Annotated in this window: 24 protein-coding genes; 14 read left to right on the top strand and 10 right to left on the bottom strand. The window is 73.9% G+C overall.

Annotation, left to right across the window (positions count from 1 at the left end):
- The first annotated feature begins 81 nt into the window (after positions 1-81).
- The 4 genes from AB3388_RS18440 to AB3388_RS18425 all read left to right on the top strand — a co-directional run bounded on the left by AB3388_RS18440 (position 82) and on the right by AB3388_RS18425 (position 3,658).
- On the top strand, positions 82-651 hold the full coding sequence (locus AB3388_RS18440; protein WP_495406767.1) for a hypothetical protein: 570 nt from the start codon (positions 82-84) through the stop codon (positions 649-651).
- Positions 603-1,301 (top strand): hypothetical protein, encoded by a 699-nt coding sequence (locus AB3388_RS18435; RefSeq protein WP_495406766.1) that lies wholly within the window; start codon positions 603-605, stop codon positions 1,299-1,301. The genes AB3388_RS18440 and AB3388_RS18435 overlap by 49 nt, the downstream gene beginning before the upstream one ends.
- A gap of 129 nt (positions 1,302-1,430) precedes the next feature.
- Positions 1,431-3,359 (top strand): 1-deoxy-D-xylulose-5-phosphate synthase, encoded by a 1,929-nt coding sequence (dxs, locus tag AB3388_RS18430; RefSeq protein WP_495406765.1) that lies wholly within the window; start codon positions 1,431-1,433, stop codon positions 3,357-3,359.
- On the top strand, positions 3,356-3,658 hold the full coding sequence (locus AB3388_RS18425) for a thiamine-binding protein (RefSeq protein ID WP_495406764.1): 303 nt from the start codon (positions 3,356-3,358) through the stop codon (positions 3,656-3,658). Before dxs ends, AB3388_RS18425 begins: the two co-directional genes overlap by 4 nt.
- Here the strand turns inward: AB3388_RS18425 and AB3388_RS18420 are convergent.
- On the bottom strand, positions 3,639-4,091 hold the full coding sequence (locus AB3388_RS18420) for a pyridoxamine 5'-phosphate oxidase family protein (RefSeq protein ID WP_495406763.1): 453 nt from the start codon (positions 4,089-4,091) through the stop codon (positions 3,639-3,641). The two genes, AB3388_RS18425 and AB3388_RS18420, sit on opposite strands and share 20 nt — an antisense overlap.
- A gap of 63 nt (positions 4,092-4,154) precedes the next feature.
- On the opposite strand from AB3388_RS18420, the gene AB3388_RS18415 reads away from it, so the two are divergent.
- From AB3388_RS18415 to AB3388_RS18405, 3 genes are all read left to right on the top strand, one after another.
- On the top strand, positions 4,155-4,484 hold the full coding sequence (locus AB3388_RS18415) for an ArsR/SmtB family transcription factor (protein ID WP_495406762.1): 330 nt from the start codon (positions 4,155-4,157) through the stop codon (positions 4,482-4,484).
- Complete coding sequence (locus AB3388_RS18410; protein WP_495406761.1) at positions 4,471-5,022, top strand: SRPBCC domain-containing protein; 552 nt, start codon at positions 4,471-4,473, stop codon at positions 5,020-5,022. Before AB3388_RS18415 ends, AB3388_RS18410 begins: the two co-directional genes overlap by 14 nt.
- 408 nt (positions 5,023-5,430) lie before the next feature.
- Positions 5,431-10,086: an Ig-like domain-containing protein gene (locus tag AB3388_RS18405; RefSeq protein WP_495406760.1), complete on the top strand. Its 4,656-nt coding sequence runs from the start codon at positions 5,431-5,433 to the stop codon at positions 10,084-10,086.
- Positions 10,087-10,202: 116 nt separating this feature from the next.
- Here AB3388_RS18405 and AB3388_RS18400 read toward each other — a convergent pair whose 3' ends face one another.
- The 4 genes from AB3388_RS18400 to AB3388_RS18385 all read right to left on the bottom strand — a co-directional run bounded on the left by AB3388_RS18400 (position 10,203) and on the right by AB3388_RS18385 (position 14,339).
- Positions 10,203-11,564, bottom strand: a complete 1,362-nt coding sequence (locus tag AB3388_RS18400; RefSeq protein WP_495406759.1) for a sensor histidine kinase — start codon at positions 11,562-11,564, stop codon at positions 10,203-10,205.
- 179 nt (positions 11,565-11,743) lie between these two features.
- Entirely contained in the window at positions 11,744-12,154 is a 411-nt protein-coding gene (locus AB3388_RS18395; protein ID WP_495406758.1) for a response regulator, read from the bottom strand.
- 191 nt (positions 12,155-12,345) lie between these two features.
- Positions 12,346-13,506: an HRDC domain-containing protein gene (locus AB3388_RS18390; RefSeq protein WP_495406757.1), complete on the bottom strand. Its 1,161-nt coding sequence runs from the start codon at positions 13,504-13,506 to the stop codon at positions 12,346-12,348.
- Positions 13,507-13,715: 209 nt separating this feature from the next.
- A complete protein-coding gene (locus AB3388_RS18385) occupies positions 13,716-14,339 on the bottom strand; it encodes a DUF3000 domain-containing protein (RefSeq protein WP_495406756.1) in 624 nt (207 codons plus the stop codon).
- A 124-nt stretch (positions 14,340-14,463) separates the two neighbouring features.
- Here AB3388_RS18385 and hemE point away from each other — a divergent pair, with 124 nt between their 5' ends.
- The 3 genes from hemE to hemQ are packed head-to-tail and all read left to right on the top strand — an operon-like array spanning position 14,464 to position 17,650.
- Positions 14,464-15,516: a uroporphyrinogen decarboxylase gene (gene hemE / locus AB3388_RS18380; RefSeq protein ID WP_495406755.1), complete on the top strand. Its 1,053-nt coding sequence runs from the start codon at positions 14,464-14,466 to the stop codon at positions 15,514-15,516.
- Positions 15,513-16,877 carry a protoporphyrinogen oxidase gene (gene hemG / locus AB3388_RS18375; RefSeq protein WP_495406754.1) on the top strand — a complete coding sequence of 455 codons (1,365 nt, stop codon included), beginning with the start codon at positions 15,513-15,515 and terminating at the stop codon, positions 16,875-16,877. The genes hemE and hemG overlap by 4 nt, the downstream gene beginning before the upstream one ends.
- A gap of 41 nt (positions 16,878-16,918) precedes the next feature.
- Positions 16,919-17,650, top strand: a complete 732-nt coding sequence (hemQ, locus tag AB3388_RS18370; protein ID WP_495406753.1) for a hydrogen peroxide-dependent heme synthase — start codon at positions 16,919-16,921, stop codon at positions 17,648-17,650.
- Positions 17,651-17,693: 43 nt separating this feature from the next.
- Here hemQ and msrB read toward each other — a convergent pair whose 3' ends face one another.
- The gene (msrB, locus tag AB3388_RS18365; RefSeq protein WP_495406752.1) at positions 17,694-18,116 is read right to left on the bottom strand and encodes a peptide-methionine (R)-S-oxide reductase MsrB; all 423 of its coding nucleotides are present in this window, start codon (positions 18,114-18,116) and stop codon (positions 17,694-17,696) included.
- 69 nt (positions 18,117-18,185) lie between these two features.
- Here msrB and AB3388_RS18360 point away from each other — a divergent pair, with 69 nt between their 5' ends.
- Complete coding sequence (locus AB3388_RS18360) at positions 18,186-18,644, top strand: hypothetical protein (protein WP_495406751.1); 459 nt, start codon at positions 18,186-18,188, stop codon at positions 18,642-18,644.
- 66 nt (positions 18,645-18,710) lie between these two features.
- On the opposite strand, the gene AB3388_RS18355 is transcribed toward AB3388_RS18360, so the two are convergent.
- The 3 genes from AB3388_RS18355 to AB3388_RS18345 all read right to left on the bottom strand — a co-directional run bounded on the left by AB3388_RS18355 (position 18,711) and on the right by AB3388_RS18345 (position 19,790).
- Positions 18,711-18,914: a cold-shock protein gene (locus tag AB3388_RS18355; protein WP_448627940.1), complete on the bottom strand. Its 204-nt coding sequence runs from the start codon at positions 18,912-18,914 to the stop codon at positions 18,711-18,713.
- Between the two features lie 139 nt (positions 18,915-19,053).
- On the bottom strand, positions 19,054-19,332 hold the full coding sequence (locus AB3388_RS18350; RefSeq protein WP_495406750.1) for a YciI family protein: 279 nt from the start codon (positions 19,330-19,332) through the stop codon (positions 19,054-19,056).
- Between the two features lie 50 nt (positions 19,333-19,382).
- The gene (locus AB3388_RS18345) at positions 19,383-19,790 is read right to left on the bottom strand and encodes a hypothetical protein (RefSeq protein WP_495406749.1); all 408 of its coding nucleotides are present in this window, start codon (positions 19,788-19,790) and stop codon (positions 19,383-19,385) included.
- 221 nt (positions 19,791-20,011) lie between these two features.
- Here AB3388_RS18345 and AB3388_RS18340 point away from each other — a divergent pair, with 221 nt between their 5' ends.
- Together AB3388_RS18340 and AB3388_RS18335 are read left to right on the top strand one after the other, a co-directional pair.
- Complete coding sequence (locus AB3388_RS18340) at positions 20,012-20,209, top strand: hypothetical protein (RefSeq protein ID WP_495406748.1); 198 nt, start codon at positions 20,012-20,014, stop codon at positions 20,207-20,209.
- Positions 20,210-20,260: 51 nt separating this feature from the next.
- Positions 20,261-20,536: a hypothetical protein gene (locus tag AB3388_RS18335; protein ID WP_495406747.1), complete on the top strand. Its 276-nt coding sequence runs from the start codon at positions 20,261-20,263 to the stop codon at positions 20,534-20,536.
- 24 nt (positions 20,537-20,560) lie between these two features.
- On the opposite strand, the gene AB3388_RS18330 is transcribed toward AB3388_RS18335, so the two are convergent.
- Positions 20,561-20,977, bottom strand: a complete 417-nt coding sequence (locus AB3388_RS18330; RefSeq protein WP_495406746.1) for a VOC family protein — start codon at positions 20,975-20,977, stop codon at positions 20,561-20,563.
- A 194-nt stretch (positions 20,978-21,171) separates the two neighbouring features.
- Here AB3388_RS18330 and AB3388_RS18325 point away from each other — a divergent pair, with 194 nt between their 5' ends.
- Positions 21,172-21,339, top strand: coding sequence for a hypothetical protein (locus tag AB3388_RS18325; RefSeq protein WP_495406745.1), 168 nt, complete (start codon positions 21,172-21,174; stop codon positions 21,337-21,339).
- Positions 21,340-21,363 lie beyond the last annotated feature (24 nt).

Below are 21,363 nucleotides of genomic sequence, written 5' to 3'. Positions count from 1 at the left end.
GGAGGGAAGGCTGGGCCACCCGGGTCCGGTGGGGCGGGGCGTTCGCGTCGGGCTCCCGCGGAAGCCCGCGGGGCGGCTTTCATGGAGGACGTGCTGCACATGCAGGAGTCGCCGGCGAGGGCCGCGGTGCCCGCGGATCCGGCCGGACCGCCCGCTGGACGCTCCTGGGCGCGGTGGCCGGTCGCCGTCCTGACCGCCGGCGCCGCCGCGTACACGCTCCTGCCGCAGGTGCGGCCGTTCGCGGTGCGGGCCTTCTCGCCGCATCCGATGAGCCCCTACGTCGTCCGCCAGTACTGGCTGTCCTACGAGCACGGGTTCGTGCGCCGGGCGCTGCCCGGTCAGGTCCTGCACTGGCTCAGCGGCGGCGCGGACCCGGGCTACCGGCTGGTGCGGCTGGCCGGGGTGGGGCTCGCCGTGGCCGCCGTGCTCGCGGTCTGCGTGCTCGCCGTCGTCCTCGCTCGGCGCGCCGAGGGCTGGGCGGGCCGGATCGGCGTCGCCGCCGTCGTCGTGGGGACGCCGCTGACCGCCTCGCTCTACGTCCGGGACGTCGGCCGCACCGACACCGTCGGCGTCCTCGTCCTGGTCGCGCTCGCCTGCCTCCCGTGGCGGCGGCTGCCCGTCTGGGCCGTCCTGGCGGCCGTCGTGGCCTGACGGCGACCGCGGCGGCGACCGAGGAGTTCCTGGTCGTCGTCGTCCTCCCCGTGGCCGCGCTGGCCCTGCACCGCCGGCTCCCGCACCGGTGGCCGCTGATCGCCGGAGCGCTGCTGCCGGCGGTCCTCGTGGCCGCGCTCAGCGCGCTGCTGCGGGCCCCGGCGCGGACCATCGACGAGGCGCTGGCCGCGGCGAACGCCGCGGGGGCGCCCCCGCCCACGCTCGTCGTCGTCGACCACGACTCGGTGTCGCGGCTCAAGTACGGGTTCGTCGAGAACTTCGTCACCTACTACCGGCTCACCGACCCGCTGACCGATGTCGTCCTGACCCTGCTGTGGGGCGCGGTGTTCGGCCTGACCGTCTGGCTGGTGTGGGCCCTGCTCGGCGGATCGCTCCGCAGGCGGGTGTTCCTCGCCGCGCTGGGCTGGTACACGATCGCGGCGCTGCTGCTCTCGGCCTCCGGCATCGACTACCGCCGCTGGTGGGCGCTGGCCGCCGTCGCGGCGCTGGCGACCCTGGCCCTCAGCCGGGTCGGGCGGCCCCGCGTTCCGGCTCCGCCGTGGCGGCTGCTCGCGGCCGCCGCCGTCCTCGCCGGGCTGACCGTGTGGATGTTCGCCTGGCCGATCTACCTGCCGCACCTCTTCGCGTAGCGACGCCGCCGCGACGGCGCTCAGCCTGAGCGCGCTCGCGGTCGCGGCTACAGTGGGTCGGCGGCCGTCTTCCCGAGCCGGGTTCCCCGAGCCGCCCTGCCGCCGACGGAGAGAGGACACCGCCGAGCCGTGCCGCTCCTGCGATCGCTCCAGGGTCCCGCCGACCTCCGGGCGCTGGCCGCCGACCAGCTCCCCTTCCTCGCGGCCGAGATCCGGGACGCGCTGGTGAACAGCGTCGCCAAGACCGGTGGCCACCTGGGCCCCAACCTGGGCGCGGTCGAGCTGACCATCGCCCTGCACCGCGTGTTCGACTCCCCGCGCGAGCCGATCGTCTTCGACACCGGCCACCAGGCCTACGTGCACAAGATGCTCACCGGCCGGGTCGACGCCTTCGACCGGCTGCGCCAGCGCGACGGGCTCTCCGGCTACCCCAGCCGCACCGAGAGCGAGCACGACTGGATCGAGAACAGCCACGCCTCGACGGCGCTGTCCTACGCCGACGGCCTGGCCAAGGCCTTCGCCATCCGCGGCGACCAGCGGCCGGTCGTGGCGGTCGTCGGCGACGGCGCGCTCACCGGCGGGATGTCCTGGGAGGCGCTGAACAACATCGCGGCCGCCCAGGACCGCCCGGTCGTCATCGTCGTCAACGACAACGGCCGCTCCTACTCGCCGACGATCGGCGGAGTCGCCGACGCGCTGGCCACCCTGCGGCTGCGCCCCGGCTACGAGCAGGCGCTGCTCGCCGTCCGCCAGGCGCTGCACAAGGCCCCGGTGGTCGGCCCGGCGCTCTACGACGCGCTGCACGCGATCAAGAAGGGCCTCAAGGACGTCCTGTCGCCGCAGGGCATGTTCGAGGACCTCGGGCTGAAGTACGTCGGCCCGGTCGACGGGCACGACATCGAGGCCATGGAGTCGGCGCTGCGCCGGGCCCGCTCGTTCGGCCGCCCGGTGATCGTGCACGCCGTCACCACGAAGGGCTTCGGCTACCCGCCGGCCGAGACCGACCAGATCGACGCCTGGCACGCCACCGGCGTCTTCGACCCCGACAGCGGCACCAGCGCCCGCAAGGCCGGCCTGGCGTGGACCGACGCCTTCGCCGACGAGCTGGTCCGCATCGGCGCCGAGCGGCCCGACGTCGTCGCGATCACCGCGGCCATGCTGCACCCGACCGGGCTGGCGCCGTTCGCCGAGCGGTTCCCCGAGCGGACCTTCGACGTCGGCATCGCCGAGCAGCACGCGCTGACCTCGGCCGCGGGGCTGGGGATGGGCGGCCTGCACCCGGTCGTCGCGGTCTACTCGACGTTCCTCAACCGGGCGTTCGACCAGCTGCTCATGGACGTCGCGCTGCACCGGCAGCCGGTCACCGTCGTCCTCGACCGCGCCGGGGTCACCGGGGACGACGGCGCCTCGCACAACGGCATGTGGGACATGTCGATCCTCTCCGTCGTCCCGGGGCTGCGGCTGGCCGCGCCACGCGACGAGGCGACCCTGCGCGAGGAGCTGCGCGAGGCCGTCGAGGTGGCCGACGGGCCCACCGTCGTCCGCTTCCCGAAGGGCTCGCTGCCGCCGGACATCCCGGCCCTGGAGCGGCGCGGCCCGGTCGACGTCCTTCGCCGGGGAGCGCGCAACGACGTCCTGCTGGTCGCCGTCGGCTCGATGGCGCCGGTCTGCCTGGCCGCCGCCGAGCGGGCCGCCGACCACGGCATCGAGGTCACCGTCGTCGACCCGCGCTGGGTGCTGCCGGTGTCGGCCAAGCTGGTCGACCAGGCCGCCGGCTACCGGCTCGTGGTCACCGTCGAGGACGGCGGCCGGGCCGGCGGGGTCGGGACGACGCTGACCCAGGCGCTGCAGGACCGGCAGATCGACGTCCCGGTGCGGGCCCTGGGCCTGCCGCAGCAGTTCTTCGCGCACGGCAGCCGCGGCCAGGTGCTGGCCGACGCCGGGCTCACCGAGCAGGACGTCGCCCGGCGCATCGCCGAGTGGACGGCGGTGCTCACCGAGCGGGCCGAGGGCGCGCCGCGCGCCGTCCAGGGCGCGCCGGTCGAGGGCCAGACGTGACCGACACATCGGGGGAGTGGGTGATCGCCGAGATCCAGGTGGCGCCCTCGCCGCCGGGGACCCCGGACAACCCGCACGCCCACGTGGAGGCCGCGATCGAGGTGATCGCGGGCTCCGGCCTGCGCTACGAGGTCGGGGCCCTCGGCACGACGCTCGAGGGCGAGGCCGACGCGGTCTGGGACACCCTGCGCGCCGCCCACGAGGCGATGCTGCTGGCGGGCGCCAACGGCGGGCTGTCGCACGTCAAGATCGCCTCGGTCCAGCGCACGATGAGCAACCTCACGGCGAAGTTCCGCTGAGGTGCCGGCGGCGCCACCGTTCGGCGATGACCTCCTCGGGGGTGCCGTCGTCGTAGGCCGGTGAGACCAGCTCCTCCGCGCGCTCGACGTCGATCACCACCACGGCCTGCGCCGCCGGCGCGGAGGCGGGCCGGGCGTACCAGACCAGCACCTCCTCGAACACCGGCCCGCTGGTGTGCACGGTGCCCCGGCCGGCGAACCGCCACCCCTTGCGCCGGATCGGGTCGACCACGTTCACCTCGACCGCCGGGTTGACCGCCAGGTTGGCCACCGTGCCGGGGGAGTGGATGTGCAGGAACACGAGCCGGCCGTCGTCCCACACCCGCGTCGTGCCCTTCGGTGACAGCGCCGGCGTCCCGTCCGGCCGCACCGTGGCCACGAAGCCGAGGCTCTGCTCGGCGACCACCCTTTTCATCTGCTCGGTCAGCCGCATGCCGCCGAGCCTGGCACCCGCCCGCCGTTGACATGTGACTTTTTGGTCACCTATCTTCGTCGTGTGGCGGACGACGACCGCGTGTTCAAGGCGCTGGCCGATCCGACGCGCCGGTTCCTGCTCGACCTGCTGTTCGCCCGCGACGGCCGGACGCTGACCGAGCTCGAGTCGCAGCTGGAGATGACGCGCTACGGCGTGATGAAGCACCTGCGGGTCCTCGAGGAGGCCAACCTCGTCGTCACCCGGCGGCAGGGGCGGGAGAAGCTGCACTTCCTCAACCCCGTGCCGATCCGCGAGATCCACGACCGGTGGATCGACAAGTACACGGAGCGCCACGTCGCGGCGCTCATCGACCTCAAGCACGAGCTGGAGAGCGACCATGACGAGCACTGAGACGGTCTCGACCGAGCGCGCCACGACGACGCAGGTGCACCGCGTCTACATCCGGGCCACGCCGGAGCGCATCTGGCAGGCGATCACCGACCCCGAGTGGAACGGCCGCTACGGCTACTCGGCGCCGGCCGAGTACGACCTGCGGGCCGGAGGCGCCTTCCGGTCGTTCGCGACCGAGGAGATGAAGGCGGCGTCGGCGGAGATGGGCTTCCCGTGTCCCGACGTGATCGTCGACGGCGAGGTGATCGAGGTCGACCCGCCGCGAAGGCTGGTGCAGACCTGGCGGATGCTCATGGACCCGACGGCGGCGGCCGAGGGCTTCAGCCGCCTCACCTACGAGATCGAGGGCCCGGGGGAGGACGGCGTCTGCCGGCTCACCGTGACGCACGAGCTGGCCGGCATGACGACGCTGTACGCGATGACGTCCGGCGACAACGAGTTCGGCGGCATGGGCGGCGGCGGCTGGCCGTGGGTGCTCAGCGACCTCAAGACCCTGTTGGAGACCGGCGCGGCCTTCTCCCAGCCGGCGGCCTCCTAGCTCACCGCAGCGGGTCCTCCCTCGCTGCGCACGGTGAGGGAGGACCTGCTGCGATCACCTGAGCTGATCGTGGCCACGCCCCGCTCCGGAACGGGGGGCCACTACAAGTTACCTGTCAGTAAGGCGAGAGGAACTGCGCCGCATCCCCCGATTGGGGGAGCCCCCGACGCTGCCTTTGGGGATCGATGCCGCGCGATGCGGGCCGGAAGCTGAACCGGGCGGTCCTTGTCACCGCCCTCATGGTCATCGCGCTCGGGGTCGTCTCCGGGCTGAGGGGGGAACTTCGTGCACTCGACATCGGAGTGGGTCGGAAAGGGCGCAGAGCCACCAGCCACCTTCCGGCCGGCGCGGTCGCGGGGACTCGCCCGCGTCCTCGCCGGCCTGCTCGCCGTGATCACGGTCGTGGGCGTGAGCGCGGTCTTCGCGCCGTCCGCCTCCGCGGCTCTCTCCTCGTTCGGGCCGATCGACCCGGTCAACAAGTTCCCCACGTACTACACGGACGCCAAGGGACTCAGCCTGGAGCTGTGCCAGGACGGAGCGCCGAACTGCCTGTCCGGCCCGGAGCTCATCCAGGACGTGCACGCGGCCGGCGGTGACGCCGAGGCGTTCTACTACGCCGTCGACTCCGAGCTCACCTACAACGCCGGGGGCGCCGTCTTCCAGCTGCACGACGCCCTGGAGGCGGCATACGCGGCGGACGGGCCGGGCCAGGAGCAGGTCTTCATGCGCACCCAGGTGCGCGCGAGGGACGGCGGCCTGCAGCCGAACGCCGTCTACAAGGTCACCGACCCCTACGGCACCTTCACCTGCACCGCGGACGAGAACGGCGAGATCGACGCCAACGGCTGCCGCGTCGAGACCACACCGGTGGCGGGGGAGTTCAACCGACCGCTGGGTGGCCGCATCGGCCCGTTCCTGACCTCGGACCCCACGTCGCCGGCTCCTCCGGCGGGCTACCTCGGTGACCAGAACACGACGCGCAAGGTCGTCGGCTCGCCGACCAACTTCAACGCCTTCCGTGTCGAGGGCCCGCTGCTGACCGGCACCTGCCGCAACGCGGACGGCACCACCGTCAACAACTGCGTGCAGACCGACCAGTTCCTCCTCCAGGGCAAGATCCGGGACACGGCCGGTGAGACCGTGACGACCCCCGCGGGCAACTCGACGAACGTGACGACGGCGACGAACGTCACGGCGACCTTCGCCGCGGACGTGCAGCCGGTGTCCACGGCGAACTTCACGCTGCGGGCCGACGGTGCCAGCAGCGACATCCCCGCGGCCGTCACCTACGACGCCGCCTCGAAGACGGCCACGCTGGACCCGACCGCCAACCTGGCGACCAGCACGAAGTACACGGCCACGCTGAGGGGAGTCAAGGACGCGGCCGGCACCACGCTGCCCGACGTCGTCTGGAGCTTCACCACGGCCGCGCCGTTTCCGGACACGGGGCTGAAGTCGTTCGGCCCGATCGACCCGGCCAGCAACTTCCCCACGTACTACACGGACGCCAACGCGCTGAGCCTGGCCATGTGCCAGGACGGAGCGCCGAACTGCCTCTCCGGCCCGGAGCTCATCCAGGACGTGCACGCGGCCGGCGGTGACGCCGAGGCGTTCTACTACGCGGCCGACGCCGACGTGGGTCCGATCACCGTGCACAACGCCCTCGAGGCGGCGTACACGGCGGACGGCCCGGGCACGGAGGCGACGTTCCTGCGCACCCAGATCGCCGCGCAGAAGGGCGGCCTGACGCCGGGCGCCGAGTACAAGATCACCGATCCGTACGGTCCGCTGAGCTGCACCGCCGACGCCAACGGCGAGATGCGCAACAACTCCTGCCGGACCGAGACCACCGTGGTCGAGGGCGACTTCGCCCGTGCGCTGGACGGCCGGATCGCCCACTTCCTGACCTGGGACACCTACGGCGCGGCGACCGGCGCTCCGCCGGCGGGCTACATCGGCGACGGCGACACCACCGCGCACAAGGTGACGGGTTCGCCGAGCGGCTTCAACAAGGTCCGCGTCGAGGGGCCGGGCATCAACCCGACCGCGACGGATGCGTGCCCGGACGTCCCCGGCGAGATCACGGACTGCGCCGAGACGGACCTCTTCTTCCTGTGGGGCAAGGTGGCCCAGGACACGGCGGTGCCGACGGTGACCGTTCGTACCCCTGACACCGACGCCAAGGACGTGGCGGTGGCGACCGACGTGACCGCCACGTTCAGCGAGGGCGTGCAGGGCGTCGACAAGGCGAGCTTCACCCTGAAGGACGCGAACGGGGCGACGCTCCCCGGCACCGTGACCCGGACCGGCAGCTCCAACCAGTGGGTCCTCAAGCCGGACGCCGAGCTGGCGTTCAGCACCACCTACACGGCCACGCTGACCACGGCGATCCGGGATGCGACGGGCAACCCGCTGGCCCAGGACACCAGCTGGAGCTTCACGACCACTGCGTCGCCGGACACCGCGGTTCCGACCGTGACCGGGCAGACCCCGGCCGCCGACGCGACGGACGTGGCGGTGGCGACCGACGTGACCGCGACGTTCAGCGAGGACGTGCAGGGCGTCGGCGACCAGACCGTCACGCTGAAGGCTGCCGACGGCACCGCCGTTCCCGCGGCGGTCGCCTACGACGCGGCCACCCGGACGGCGACGCTGAACCCGGCGGGCGACCTGGCCGCCGACACCCAGTACACGGCCACGCTGACCGGCGGGGCCACGGCGATCCGGGACACGGCCGGCAACCCGCTGACCACCCTCGGCTGGAGCTTCAGGACGTCCGCGGCGCCCGCGGACACCGCGGCTCCGACGGTGACCGGGCAGACCCCGGCCGCCGACGCGACGGACGTGGCGGTGGCGACCGACGTGACCGCGACGTTCAGCGAGGACGTCCAGGGCGTCGGCGACCGGACCGTCACGCTGAAGGCTGCCGACGGCACCGCCGTCTCGGCGGCGGTCAGCTACGACGCGACCACCAGGACGGCGACGCTGAACCCGGCGGAGAACCTGACCGCCAGCACCGTCTACACGGCGACGCTGAGCGACGGTCCGACGCCGATCCAGGACGCGGCGGGCAACCCGCTGGCCAAGACCAGCTGGAGCTTCACCACCGCGGCGCCGCCGGACACCACCGCGCCGGCGGTCACCGTCCGGAACCCGACGGCGAACTCCACCGGCGTGGACGTGGCGACCGACGTGACCGCGACGTTCAGCGAGGGCGTGCAGGGCGTCGACAAGGACAGCTTCACCCTGATCGACAAGGCGGGGACGACGATCCCTGCGACGGTGACCGGGCCCAATGACCAGTGGGTCCTCAACCCGGACGCCGACCTGGCGTTCAGCACCGACTACACGGTCGAGCTGACCGGCGGGGCGACGGCGATCCGGGACGCGGCGGGCAACCCGCTGACCACCCTGAGCTGGAGCTTCACCACCGCGGCGCCGCCGGACACCGCGGCGCCGACGGTCACCGGGCAGGCGCCGGCACCGGACGCGACGAACGTGGCTGTGGCGAACAGCGTCACCGCGACCTTCAGTGAGACCGTCCAGGGCGTCAGCGGGACGACGTTCGTCCTGCGGGCGGCCAACGGCACCGCCGTCACGGCGGCGGTCACGTACAACGCGACCGCCCAGACGGCGACATTGGACCCGACGGCTGACCTGGCCGCCAACACCCGGTACACGGCCACGCTGAGCGGCGGTCCGACGGGGATCCAGGACGCGGCGGGCAACCAGCTGGCCGACCTCAGCTGGAGCTTCACCACCGCGGCGCCCGCGGACACCACGGCCCCGACGATCACCGCCCGGGCACCGCAGCTGAACGCGACCGGGGTGGCGATGACCGACAACGTCACCGCGACCTTCAACGAGAGCGTGCAGGGTGTCAGCGGGACGACGTTCGTCCTGCGGGCGGCGGGCAGCACCACGGACATCGCCGCCACGGTGGGCTACGACGCCGCCACCCGGGTGGCCACGCTGGACCCGACGGCGAACCTCGTCGCCGGCACCTCCTACACGGCCACGCTCACCGGCGGGGCCCAGGCGATCCGGGACATGGCGGGCAACGCCTTTCCCACCGGAAGCTGGACCTTCACCACGGTGGCTCCCGCGAACACCCCGCCGACGGTGACCGCCCGGACCCCCGCGGCGGACGCCACCGGGGTGGGCGTGACCTCGGACGTGACCGCCACCTTCAGCGAGGCCGTCACCGGGATCTCCGGGACGACGGTCACGCTGAAGAACGCGGCCGGGACGACGGTCGCCGCGGCGGTCGGCTACAACGCCACCACCCGCGTCGTCACGCTGAACCCGACGGCGAGCCTGGCCAACGACACCCGCTACACGGCGACGCTGACCGGCGGGACGACGGCGATCCGGGACACGGCGGGGGCGGCGCTGGCCACGGTCAGCTGGTCCTTCCTCACCGGCCCGGCGCCCACGGTCACCGCGCGGACGCCGGCCGCGAACGCCGTCACCGTCCCGGTGGCGAACAACATCACCGCGACCTTCAGCGAGAACGTCACCGGGGTCTCCGGGACGACGGTCACGCTGAAGAACGCGGCCGGGACGACGGTCCCCGCGGCGGTCACCTACAGCGCCACCACCCGCGTCGCCACGCTGAACCCGACGGCGAACCTGGCCAACGACACCCGCTACACGGTGACGCTGACCGGCGGGGCCACCGCGATCCGGGACGCCGGGGGCAACCCGCTGGCGGCCACCACGTGGACGTTCACCACCGGCCCGGCGCCGACGGTGACGACGCGGACCCCGGCCGCGGGCGCCTTCAACGTCAGCCGCACGGGCAACATCACCGCGACGTTCAGCGAGGCGGTCACCGGTGTCTCCGCGACGACGTTCACCCTGCGGAACGCGGCCACGGGGGCGACCGTCACCGGCGTCGTGACGCGGAACGGGACCACCAACCAGTGGATCCTCGACCCGTCCGCGACGCTGGCCGCGAACACCCGCTACACCGTCGTCCTCACCGGGGGCGGCACGGCGATCCGCGACGGGTCGGGCAACCCGCTGACCAACACGTCGTGGAGCTTCACCACCGGCCGTTAGGCCGCGCACGGGGGTGAGCGGCCATCGGTCGCCGCCCCGCACCACTCCGGCCCCTGCCGCGTCCGCGGTGGGGGCCGGAGTGTCTCCCGGCTACGCCCGACCACCGAGGCCGGCGGTCAGGACTCCTCGCCGACGTCCCCGACGGGGAGGACGGCCTCCAGCGCGGCGCCGCCCTCCTCCCGATTGGAGAGCCTGAAGGTGCCGCCGGCCTCGGTGACCCGCTCGCGCACCAGCCGCAGCCCGAAGTGCCCCTCGCCGGCCTGCTCGACGACCTCGTCGGCGTCCTCGTCGGGTGCGATGGGCAGGCCCACGCCGTCGTCCTCCACGGTGAGCCGCACGGCCGGGGATCCGTCGAGCTCCGCCCCGCGCAGCCGGATCAGCACCGTGCGCGCCTTGGCGTGCTTGACGACGTTGGCCAGCGCCTCCTTGGCGGTGCGGTAGACGATCGCCGCCGAGGCCGACGACATGGGGGGCAACGGCTCCGCGTCGACCTCCACCAGGAGTCCCTGCTCGTCCATCAGCTCGCTGCCGAGCCCCCGGAGCGCCTCGGCCAGGCCCGGACCGCTCAGGTCGGGCGGGTAGATGTCGACCATCAGCCGGCGCAGCGAGGCGACGGCCCGGCGGGTGGCCGTCACCATGCGGTCCACCGTGGCCTGCTGCCGTTCGGGCAGGCTCGGTTTCAGGGCCGACAGCCCGTAGCTCACCCCCGCGAGGTCCTGCACCGGGCCGTCGTGCAGGTCGGCGGCGATGCTGCGCCGCTCGCGGTCGGAGGCGGCCAGGTTCCGCTGGACGAGATCGGTCCGCTCGGCCTGCTGACGGCTGAGGCGCCGGGCCATGGACGCGGCGATGGGGAACTGCAGGACCTGGAGGACGACGAGCGTCCCGAGGGCCAGGGGCAGGGTGCGCTGCCGCAGGAGCGCCGCGTCCTCCTCGATCATCCCCGTGCTGAAGTACGCCTCGAAGGCCAGGTCCTGCCCGCCCGCCTTGATCGGGGTGTACACCTCGAGCTGCGGCTCGGCGTGCAGGTCGGCATCGTCGACCTCGGGGTCGTCGTCGATGTCGGACGTGACGTCCCCGTCGATGGCGGCCAGCAGCTCGGGCGTGGGCGGGACCCGGGTGCCGATCCGGCTCCTGTCGCTCGAGTAGAGGATCGTGCCCTCGGCGTTCCAGACGTAGACCTCGGTGATGCTGCGGTCGCGCATCCGGATGTTGACGATCTGGTCGAGGTCGCGCTTGTCCTCCAGCTCACCGTTGAGATAGTTGTCCAGCAGCGGCTCGACGAGGAACTGGGCCATGCGGCTGGTGCTGACCTCCGCCTCGTGCCGTGCGCTGTCGCGGGCGAGCTTCTCGGTGATCAGGATCGTGATGGCCGCGACGGCGAAGAGCACGACCAGTGCGACGGCGACGAAGGCGACGAGTTCGCGACGCAGGGCACCACCGCGGCGGAAGGCCGGCAGCCCCAGTCGCCTCCGTGGCATGCGTTTCCTCACACGGCTCCGCCCCCGCCGCAGCCTGCGGCCTCGCGCAGTATCTGTGCGACCGGCTCGCGGCGCGGGCCCTCCCGGGAAGATCACCCGATCAGGACGCCGCCGTCCGGTCGCGTCGTCACCGCGGGCAGCCTACCGGTTGTGCGCGGTGAAGGGACGTGCGCGGGCGGTCAGTCCTGCGGCAGGTAGGCCCGGGCCGGCGGGCTCCAGGCGCTGCCGCCCTGGGCCACCAGGCGGATCGCTTCGGACAGCTCGCTCGGGTCGCCGTCCTTGAGCAGGAAGCCGGCCGCGCCGAGGGCGTGGGCCTGCCGCACGTGGTCGACTGTCAGGCTGCCGGTGAGCACCACGATCCGCGATCCGGGCTCCTCGGTGAGCAGCACGCGGGCGGCCTCGAGGCCGTCCATCTTCGGCATCACGATGTCCATGACCACGACGTCGGGCTGGGTCGCGCGCGCCTTCTCGAGCACGCCGGTGCCGTCACAGCACTCGGCCACGACCGTGACCCCGGCCGTTCCGTTGAGCAGATCGACCAGGGCATCCCGTACGAGGTCGTTGTCCTCGACGATCATGACCTTGATCACTGGCCCTCGCTCTCGTGCCCCGTGTGCTGTGCGGCGCAACGGCCCTTCCCTGGACCACGCAGCACGTCGAGGGTGCGCTCTCACCATGGTCCGCCGGAACGCCCGGACGGGCCATGAGCGACCCCCCAAAAGGGGGCGGACCCCAAGCTACCTCGTGGTACCTCCGGGTACCACGCTCGGGGACCCGGGCCTCAGGCGGCGGTGGCCGCCTCGGTGAGCAGGTCGCGGGTCAGCTCGACCTGCCACTCGCGCGCGCCGCCGCCGCGCAGCGCCTCGGCCACCGCGTCAGGGGACCGGGGCTCGGGCGGGGTCCACATCAGCCGCCGGACCAGGTCGGGGGAGAGCAGGTTCTCGACCGGCACGTGCCAGTGCTCCGACAGCTTCGCCAGCCCCGCGCGGGCCAGCTGCAGCCGGGCCGCCGCGGCCGGGTCGCGGTCGGCCCAGCGGTTGACCGGCGGCGGCCCGTCCCCGGGGCGGCTCTGCACGGGCAGCTCCGACTCCGGCAACGCCCGGCCGCGGGCCAGGGCGCCGAACCAGGTGCCGACCAGCCGGCGGTTGGCCCGCCCGCGGAAGACGGGCAGCTCCAGCAGCGCCGCCTCGGTCCTGGGGTCGGCCTGGACGGCGGAGACCATCGCCGAGTCGGGCAGGACCCGGCCGGGGGCGATGTCGCGCCGCCGGGCGAGGTCGTCGCGGGCCTGCCACAGCGCCCGCAGCATCCCCAGCTGCCGGCGGTTGCGCAGCCCGTGGACGCCGGAGGTCCGCCGCCACGGGTCGGGCTTGGGCGCGGGCGGCCCCGCGGCGAGGATCGCCTCGAACTCCTGCCGCGCCCACTCGGTCTTGCCCTGCTCCTCGAGGATCGCGGCGAGCGCGTCGCGCAGGTCGACGAGCACCTCGACGTCCAGCGCGGCGTAGATCAGCCACTCCTCCGGCAGCGGGCGGGTGCTCCAGTCGGCCGCGGAGTGCCCCTTCTGCAGCGAGAACCCGAGCAGGGACTCGACGACGGCGCCGAGCCCGACCCGCGGCAGGCCGGCCAGCCGGGCGGCGAGCTCGGTGTCGAAGATCTGCTTCGGGACCAGGCCGATCTCGGCCAGGCAGGGCAGGTCCTGGTTGGCCGCGTGCAGCACCCACTCGGCGTCGGCGATCGCGGCCTGGACGGCGGAGAGGTCCGGCAGCGGCACCGGGTCGATCAGGCCGGTGCCGGAGCCGGTGCGGCGCAGCTGCACGAGGTAGGCCCGCTGGCCGTAGCGGTAGCCGGAGGCGCGCTCGGCGTCGACGGCGACCGGCCCGGACCCCGCCGCCAGCGCCTCGGCGTAGTCGACCAGCTGCGTGGACGTCTCGATGACCGGCGGCAACCCCTCGCGGGGGGCGAGCAGGGGAGTCGCGGGAGGCGCGTCCTCCTCCGGCGCCGGAGTGGGCTCGGTGCTCAGAGCTCGTCCACCTTCTCGCGGATGTCGCGGTCGACCAGGCCGGCGAGGCGGCCCGCACCCGTGCGGTCGCACCGCAGCGGACAGGGAAGAGGGCTCACCGGCTCAGCGGAGGGACTCCGCTGGCTCGTCCGATGTTAGAGAGTCTCGCCGTCGTCGCGGCCGGAGGGATCCAGCAACCTCACCCCTGGGGGCGGGAGGCCGGCCGCGGTGCCCAGCACCTCCAGGAAGGCGGACAGGTGCCGGTCGAGGGCGCTGTTGTCCTCCGCCGTCCAGGAGGCGCGGATCTCGACCTCCACGGAGTGCTCCGGTCCGGCCAGGTCGCCGAAGCGGGTGGACGCCGTCCGGGTGACCGTTCCGCCGACCGCGTGGTGCCCCGCGCCGGCCTCGCCCAGGGCGTCGGTCAGCCAGCTCCAGGCCACCTCGGAGAACATGGTGTCGTCGACCATGGTCTCGTCCGTGACCGCCGAGACGTATCCGACGCAGCGCGTCGTGCCGTCCCACGCCTGGTGGCCGTTCGGGTCGAACAGCACGATGAACCGGCCGCTGGCGACCTCGACCTCGTCGTCGCCGTCCGGCTCGTACACCTGGGCGCCCAGCGCGTGCGCCCATGGCGCCAGCCGTTGCGGTGCGGGGATGTGCTCGAGCACGATCTCCGGGCGCGGGCGTACGGTCGCCATGGCATCGAGGGCGGCCCGGAACGCCGCGGGCGGCTCCCCGCCGGCCGCGTCCCCGCTGCCGGCCAGGCTGTGCGGCTCCACGCACGCAGGGTAGGGCGCGAACGGCGTCCGTGCGCCCGCCACGCCGCACGCGGCCAGCCCGCTTCCTTCCGTAATTGCCTGGTCGCGGAGGGTGTGGTGTCGCCGTCTGGGAGACTCGGCGGTCGTGAACGCCGTGCCCGACAGCGCCGCCGCTGCCGACTCCGACCTCGTCCGCGCCGCCCGGGGGCTGCCGGTGGACCGCACCCCGGTCTGGTTCATGCGCCAGGCCGGGCGGTCGCTGCCCGAGTACCGCGCGCTGCGCGCCGGGACGGCGATGCTCGAGTCCTGCCAGGACCCGGACCTGGTCACCGAGATCACCCTGCAGCCGGTGCGCCGGCACGGGGTGGACGCCGCGATCCTCTTCTCCGACATCGTGCTGCCGCTGGTCGTGGCCGGCGTCGACATCGAGATCAAGCCGGGCGTCGGCCCGGTCGTGGCCGAGCCGGTCCGGTCGGTCGCCGACGTCGACGCGCTGCCGCCGCTGGAGCCCGAGCGCCTGGACTTCCTCGAGACCGCCGTCCGCCGGCTGGTCGCCGAGCTCGGTCCCACGCCGCTGATCGGGTTCGCCGGCGCGCCGTTCACCCTGGCCACGTACCTGATCGAGGGCGGGCCCTCCAAGGAGCACGCCCGCACGAAGGCGTTCATGTACGCCGAGCCGGAGGCCTGGTCGCGGCTGCTCGACCGGCTGGCCGTCTCGGCGGCGACGTTCCTGCGCGCCCAGGTCGACGCCGGCGCCGCGGCCGTGCAGCTGTTCGACAGCTGGGCCGGCGTGCTCTCGGCCGCCGACTACGCCGAGCGGGTGCTGCCGCACTCCCGCGCGGTGTTCGACGGCCTCGGTGACCGGGACGTGCCGCGGATCCACTTCGGCGTCGGCACCGGGGAGCTGCTCCCGCTGATCGGCGACGCCGGCGCGGACGTCGTCGGCGTCGACTGGCGGGTGCCGCTGGACGAGGCGGCCCGCCGGGTCGGCCCCGGCCGGTCGCTGCAGGGCAACCTCGACCCCGCGGTGCTGCTCGCCGACCGGGCGACGGTCGACCGCGAGGTGCGCCGGGTGGTCGAGCAGGGCCGCGCCGCGCGGGGGCACATCTTCAACCTGGGCCACGGCGTCCTGCCCGAGACCGACCCCGGCGTGCTCACCCACGTCGTCGAGCTGGTCCACGAGCTGTCCGCCCGATGAGGCTGGCCGTCGTCGGCGCCGGCATCACCGGCCTGGCCGCCGCGTTCGAGTGGCGGCGGCGCTGTCCGGACGACGAGATCGTCGTCCTGGAGGCCGGCGACCGGATCGGCGGCAAGCTGCACCGCGTCGAGCTGGCCGGGCACTGGTACGACACCGGCCCGGAGGCGATGCTCGCCCGCGTCCCCGAGGCGGTGGAGCTGGTCGAGGCGCTCGGCCTGGGCGACCAGCTGGTCGCGCCGGCCACCACGCAGGCCTCCGTCGTCCTGCCCGACGGGCGGCACCCGCTGCCGGCCGGCACCGTGCTCGGCGTCCCGGCCTCGACCGAGGGGCTGGCCGGCTTCCTCTCTCCGGACGGCGTCGCCCGGGTGGCCGCCGAGGCCGGCCTGCCGCCGGTCCGGCTGGACGGCGACGTGGCCGTGGGCGGGCTGCTGCGCGAGCGGCTCGGCGACGAGGTCGTCGACCGCCTCGTCGAGCCGCTGCTCGGCGGCGTCTACGCCGGGCGGGCCGACGAGCTCTCCCTGGTCGCGACGATGCCGGCCCTGGCGGCGCAGCTGTCGGACACCGGGTCGGTGCTCGCCGCGGCGGCCGCGGCCCGCGACGCCGGTGCCCGCAGCCGCGGGGACGACGACGGGCCGGTGTTCGCCACGGTCCGCGACGGCATCGGCGCGCTGCCGGCCGCCCTGGTCGCCGCGGCCCGCGCGACGGTGCGGCTGGGCACGCCGGCGCACGCGCTGCGGAAGACCGCGGCGGCCGGTTGGGAACTCGCGGTCGGCCCGGCCGCCGCGCCGCAGGCCCTGACCGCCGACGCCGTCCTCGTCACCGCCCCCGCCGCGAAGGCCGCCCGGCTGCTGGCAGGCGCCGTGCCGGACGCGGTCGAGCCGCTGCGCGGCATCCCCTACGCGTCGACGGCCGTGGTGGCGATGGCGTTCCCCGCGCAGGAGGTCGCCGCCGGCTCCGGCCTGCTGGTGCCGCCGGTCACCGGCCGGCTGGTGAAGGGCGTCACCGTCTCGTCGGCGAAGTGGCCGCACCTGGCCGGCGAGGTGCTGCTCGTGCGCGCCTCGGTCGGCCGGTTCCGGGACGAGTCGGAGCTCCAGCGCGGGGACGACGACCTCACCGCCGCCGTCGTCGCGGACGTCGCCGACCTGCTGCAGCTCGTGCGGCCAGAACCGGTCGAGACGCGGCTGGTCCGCTGGGGCGGCGGCATCCCGCAGTACCTGGTGGGGCACCAGGCGCGGGTGGACGCGGTGCGCGCCGCGGTGAGCGAGCGGCCCGGGCTGGCGATCGCCGGCGCCGCGTTCCGCGGGGTGGGCGTCCCCGCCTGCATCCGCGACGCGCGGCACGCGGTCGACGCCCTGCTCTGAGCGCCGCCGGGACCGCCGGCGGTGCGAGGGACAATGAGCCCATGAGCGAGCAGCAGACGGGTGAGCAGACCGGGGAACGCAGCATCGGCAAGCGGGCGAACGAGCTCAACGCGGCCATCCGCTACACGATGTGGTCGGTCTTCCGGGTGGCGCGCCCGTTCGGGGAGGAGCAGCGCTCGGCCGCCGTCGACGAGGCGCAGGCCCTGATCGACGAGCTGGCCGGCAAGGACGTCGTCGTCCGCGGGACCTACGACGTGTCGGGGCTGCGGGCCGACGCCGACCTGATGGTCTGGTGGCACGCGTCGTCGGCGGAGGCCCTGCAGGAGGCCTACGGCCGGCTGCGCCGCACCGCCCTGGGCCGCCGGCTCGAGCCGGTGTGGTCGCAGATGGCGCTGCACCGGCCGGCGGAGTTCAACAAGAGCCACATCCCGGCGTTCCTCGCCGACGAGGAGCCGCGCCGCTTCGTCTGCGTGTACCCGTTCGTGCGCTCCTACGAGTGGTACCTGCTGCCCGACGAGGAGCGCCGGTTCATGCTCGCCGAGCACGGGAAGATGGCCCGCGGCTACCCCGACGTCCGGGCCAACACGGTCGCCGCGTTCGCCCTCGGCGACTACGAGTGGATGCTCGCCTTCGAGGCCGACGAGCTGCACCGCATCGTCGACCTCATGCGCGAGCTGCGGGCCGCGACCGCGCGCCGGCACGTCCGCGAGGAGGTGCCGTTCTACACCGGCGTCCGCAAGCCGGTGGCCGAGCTGGTGGCCGACCTGCCGTAGTCGGGGTGCGGGAGCGCAGGCTTCCTGCGCTCCCGCACCCCGCTCAGCCCTCGGCGGGCTCGAGCCGGATGCTCACCGAGTTGATGCAGTAGCGGTCGCCGGTCGGCGTCTGCGGGGCGTCGTCGAAGACGTGGCCGAGGTGGCTGTGGCAGGCGCCGCACAGCACCTCGGTGCGGACCATCCCGTGGCCGCGGTCCTCGCGGAGGATCACGTTGTCGCCCGCCGACGGCTCCCAGAACGACGGCCAGCCGCAGTGCGAGTCGAACTTGGTGTCCGACCGGAACAGCTCGGCGCCGCAGGCCCGGCAGCTGTAGACCCCGACGGTCTTGGTGTCGACGTACTCGCCGGTCCACGGCCGCTCGGTGCCGGCCTGCCGGAGGACGGCGTACTCCTCCGGGGAGAGCTGTGCCCGCCACTCCTCGTCGGACTTGCTGACCCGGGGCTGCTGCTCTGCGGATGCGGTCATGACCTCACCGTACGGCGGCCGCGCCACCTGCCGGGAGGTGCCGGGATGCGGGACCGGGAGACTGGGCCGGTGACCGTGCAGCAGCCCCTGGACGACGTCTGGTTCACCCGCGACCTGCCGGTGCTGCGGGCGATCGCCCGGCTCGTCGACGCGCCGGCGCACGGCGGCGCCCCGTACCTGGGGCAGGTCGTGCCGGCCAGCGGCCTGGCGAAGGCCGACGTCGTCGCCGCGGCGCGCGCCCTCGTCTCGGCGGGCTACGTCGAGGCGCTGACCAACTACGCCGGCGAGATCGTCCGGTTCACCGGCATCTCGGCCGAGGCGCGGCGGCTGGCGGGGCTCTGGCCGACGCCGCAGGGGGAGTGGGACCGGCTGCTCGAGCAGCTCGCCGCCCGGGCGGAGAACGCACCGACCGACGTCGAGCGGCAGCGGTGGCACGCCCTGGCCGACGCCGCGGGAGCGCTCGGCCCAGATGACGGCGCCCTGCTCATGGCCGCGCTGATCGGTGGCTACGTGCCCCGGCGGCGCTGAGGACCCGCACACGACAGCGCCCCCGCCCGGCGAACCGGACGGGGGCGCTGTCGTGAACGGAGAAGATCAGAGAGGCTGAACGTTCGCCGCCTGCGGGCCCTTCTGGCCCTGCTCGATGTCGAACGAGATGCGCTGGCCCTCGTCGAGCGAGCGGTACCCGCTGGTCTGGATGGACGAGTAGTGGACGAAGACGTCCGGTCCACCACCGTCAGGGGTGGCGAAGCCGAACCCCTTCTCCGCGTTGAACCACTTCACTGTTCCTTCGGGCATTCCCTGCTCCTAGCTGAGGTACTGCATCGGGGTCCTGCCATTGCGCAGAGCCTTCCCGACGGGGAGAACCCTAGCCGTACCCAGCGGGGAATGAGGGCATCGGACTCCGGGAAATCCGCAGATTGCGCCGCGGCGACGCTCAGCCCCCGGGTTGGAGCACCTCGTTCCACGGCCGGATCGACCACTCCGCCACGACGCCGTTGACCACGAACGGGTCGCCGGCGATGAACTCCTCCGCGGCCTCGCGGGTGGTGAAGACCCCGATGGCGTCGCCGTTGCCCGGCTCGTCGAGCGGGCCGGCGAGCAACAGGACCCCGCGCTCGTGGAACTCGTCCAGCCGCGCCCGGTGGCCCTGGTAGTTGGCCTGGGCCAGCGGCAGGAAGTCGTCCACGGCGCGGTAGGACATCAGGTACCTCATGGGCGTCATCCTGGCCGAACCGGGCAGCTCGGCGGCCGTTCGCGCCGGGACTACAGGAGGCGGCCGTCCCGGTCGAGGATCTCGGAGGGGACGTAGAGGGGGAGCGTGCCGTCGGCGGCACGGCCGGCGTAGTCGGGTCCGGCGAAGGACGCCGGCGACGCGGGCAGTGCCCGGGGCTCCGGGCGCCACGCCTGCACGGTGATCGGCTCGTACGCCGCCTCGGCGGCCAGGCGGGCGCGCTCCCGGTGCCAGGCCAGCATCGAGCGGCGCCAGCGCCGGCCGAGCAGGTCCAGGGCGACGAGGACGGCGACGCCGATGGCCACCGTCAGGATCCCGTTGGCGACGGCGGTGGCGATGTCGAGCGCGGTCAGCCGAGGCCAGCCGATCTCATCGAGCCGCGCGATGACGAGCTCGGCCAGGACGTAGAGCAGCCCATACACCACGAACGAGATCCGCACGTCCTCACCTCCTCGCCTGTGCTCGTCCACGGCATCAACGGCGGGAAGGGCACCCGGCACGAGCGCAACCGGCCGGGAAGGGCGCCGCGGTCACCCGTGCGGGTGAGGCGGGCGGTCTTGCGGTGATCGTGCGGTTTCCTCGCGGGGGCCCTGCGGGAGGGCCCGCAGAGTCATCGGTGACCGGGACGGACCCGGCCAGCCGACTTCCAGGAGCACCCGTCATGGAGACCACCGCCACCCTCGCCCCCGTCGCCCGTCCGCGCCTCGCGGCGGCGAACTTCCTGCCCGCCGGGGTGGGTGGCCGCGCGGTGGTCGCCCAGGCGGTGTCCGTGGCCTTCGCCGTCCGGACCGACCCGGCCGCGGCCGTGGCGGCGCACGCCCTCGACGCCGACGTCGTCGCCGCCCTGCTGGCCCGCTGATCCCCGCCCCTCCCGGTCACGGGAGGGGCCGCCTGCGCCGATAGGGAGTCCGTGACGACTCCCGGAGACACGCAGGCACTTCCTCGCATCCCGGTCCCCGGCACGGGCGCCGGTTCCGCCCACCCCACCGTGGCGCTCACGCTGGCCACGGCGACCGAGCCGCAGCCCGCCCGTGCCGAGGCGCAGGCCGCTCCCGTGGCCGCCGCGGAGGCGCCGGCCGAGTCGCACGAGCGCATCTACGAAGAGGCGATGGCGGCGATCGCCGCGCTGGCCAGCGGCTGGTCCTCGTCGGGAAAGCCGACCGGCCGCCACCGCGCCGCCGCCTGACGCTTCGCGGCTGGCCCGCTCCGGTCAGCCGGCCTGACCGGAGATGTTCACCAGCCAGCTGACGCCGAACCGGTCGACGCACATCCCGAACCGGTCGCCCCACGGCGCCTTCTCCAGCGGCATGGCGACCGTGCCGCCGTCGGCGAGCCGGTCGAACCAGCCGGAGAGCAGCGCCTCGTCGTCCCCGGAGAGCGACATGCTGAAGCCGCTCGTCGGCCGGTACTCCATCGAGCTCGGGGTGTCGGAGCCCATGAAGGTGACGCCGTTGTCGCCCTCGAGCTGCGCGTGCATGACCAGGTCGTCCTCCGCCGGGTTCTGCGAGGCCTGGAACTCCTTGAACGTCGAGATCTGCAGGGAGCCGCCGAAGACCGAGCGGTAGAACTCCATCGCCGCGCGGGCGTTGTCGCGGAAGCTCAGGTACGGGTTCAGCTGGACGGACATCGCGGGCTCCTCGAGCGATCGGTGGGTCGGTCGGTCGCCGCGGGGGAAGCGGGCGGAGGCCATCATCGCCGTCCCGTCGGCTGCAGGTGAAGACCGCGGAGTGCGACGCAACTCATCCGTCGGCCGGGGAAGCAGCGAACACCGGTCGGGGTTGAGCGAGGGTCGCTCGACGATCAGGAAGAAGAAGCACCACCATGTCCGATCGCTCCACCTGCTACCGGCACAGCCGCTCGACCTGGGTGGCCAGCTGCCCCGACTGCACCGATTGGCACCTCGCCCGGCTCGCCGCCCGGCGCGCCGAGCGGTCCGAGGACCGGGAGCCCGCCGCCCCCGATGCGAACCAGGTCGGCGCCGTGGTCTGACGCCGCCGTATCACCGGCCCCGCC

The sequence above is a fragment of the Geodermatophilus sp. SMS 5-13 genome (assembly GCF_059428245.1).
Note: the sequence above shows the minus strand (reverse complement) of the source record. Positions and strands in the feature narration are given on the sequence as shown.

What these genes read in the sequence shown, in the direction of transcription:
- AB3388_RS18325 (WP_495406745.1), top strand. Translation starts at nt 21,172, where the DNA reads ATGTCCGATCGCTCCACCTGCTACCGGCACAGCCGCTCGACCTGGGTG.
- AB3388_RS18340 (WP_495406748.1), top strand. Translation starts at nt 20,012, where the DNA reads ATGGAGACCACCGCCACCCTCGCCCCCGTCGCCCGTCCGCGCCTCGCG.
- AB3388_RS18410 (WP_495406761.1), top strand. Translation starts at nt 4,471, where the DNA reads ATGACGAGCACTGAGACGGTCTCGACCGAGCGCGCCACGACGACGCAG.
- AB3388_RS18440 (WP_495406767.1), top strand. Translation starts at nt 82, where the DNA reads ATGGAGGACGTGCTGCACATGCAGGAGTCGCCGGCGAGGGCCGCGGTG.
- hemG (WP_495406754.1), top strand. Translation starts at nt 15,513, where the DNA reads ATGAGGCTGGCCGTCGTCGGCGCCGGCATCACCGGCCTGGCCGCCGCG.
- msrB (WP_495406752.1), bottom strand. Translation starts at nt 18,116, where the DNA reads ATGACCGCATCCGCAGAGCAGCAGCCCCGGGTCAGCAAGTCCGACGAG.
- AB3388_RS18420 (WP_495406763.1), bottom strand. Translation starts at nt 4,091, where the DNA reads ATGCGGCTGACCGAGCAGATGAAAAGGGTGGTCGCCGAGCAGAGCCTC.
- AB3388_RS18350 (WP_495406750.1), bottom strand. Translation starts at nt 19,332, where the DNA reads ATGAGGTACCTGATGTCCTACCGCGCCGTGGACGACTTCCTGCCGCTG.
- AB3388_RS18355 (WP_448627940.1), bottom strand. Translation starts at nt 18,914, where the DNA reads ATGCCCGAAGGAACAGTGAAGTGGTTCAACGCGGAGAAGGGGTTCGGC.
- hemQ (WP_495406753.1), top strand. Translation starts at nt 16,919, where the DNA reads ATGAGCGAGCAGCAGACGGGTGAGCAGACCGGGGAACGCAGCATCGGC.
- AB3388_RS18330 (WP_495406746.1), bottom strand. Translation starts at nt 20,977, where the DNA reads ATGTCCGTCCAGCTGAACCCGTACCTGAGCTTCCGCGACAACGCCCGC.
- AB3388_RS18400 (WP_495406759.1), bottom strand. Translation starts at nt 11,564, where the DNA reads ATGCCACGGAGGCGACTGGGGCTGCCGGCCTTCCGCCGCGGTGGTGCC.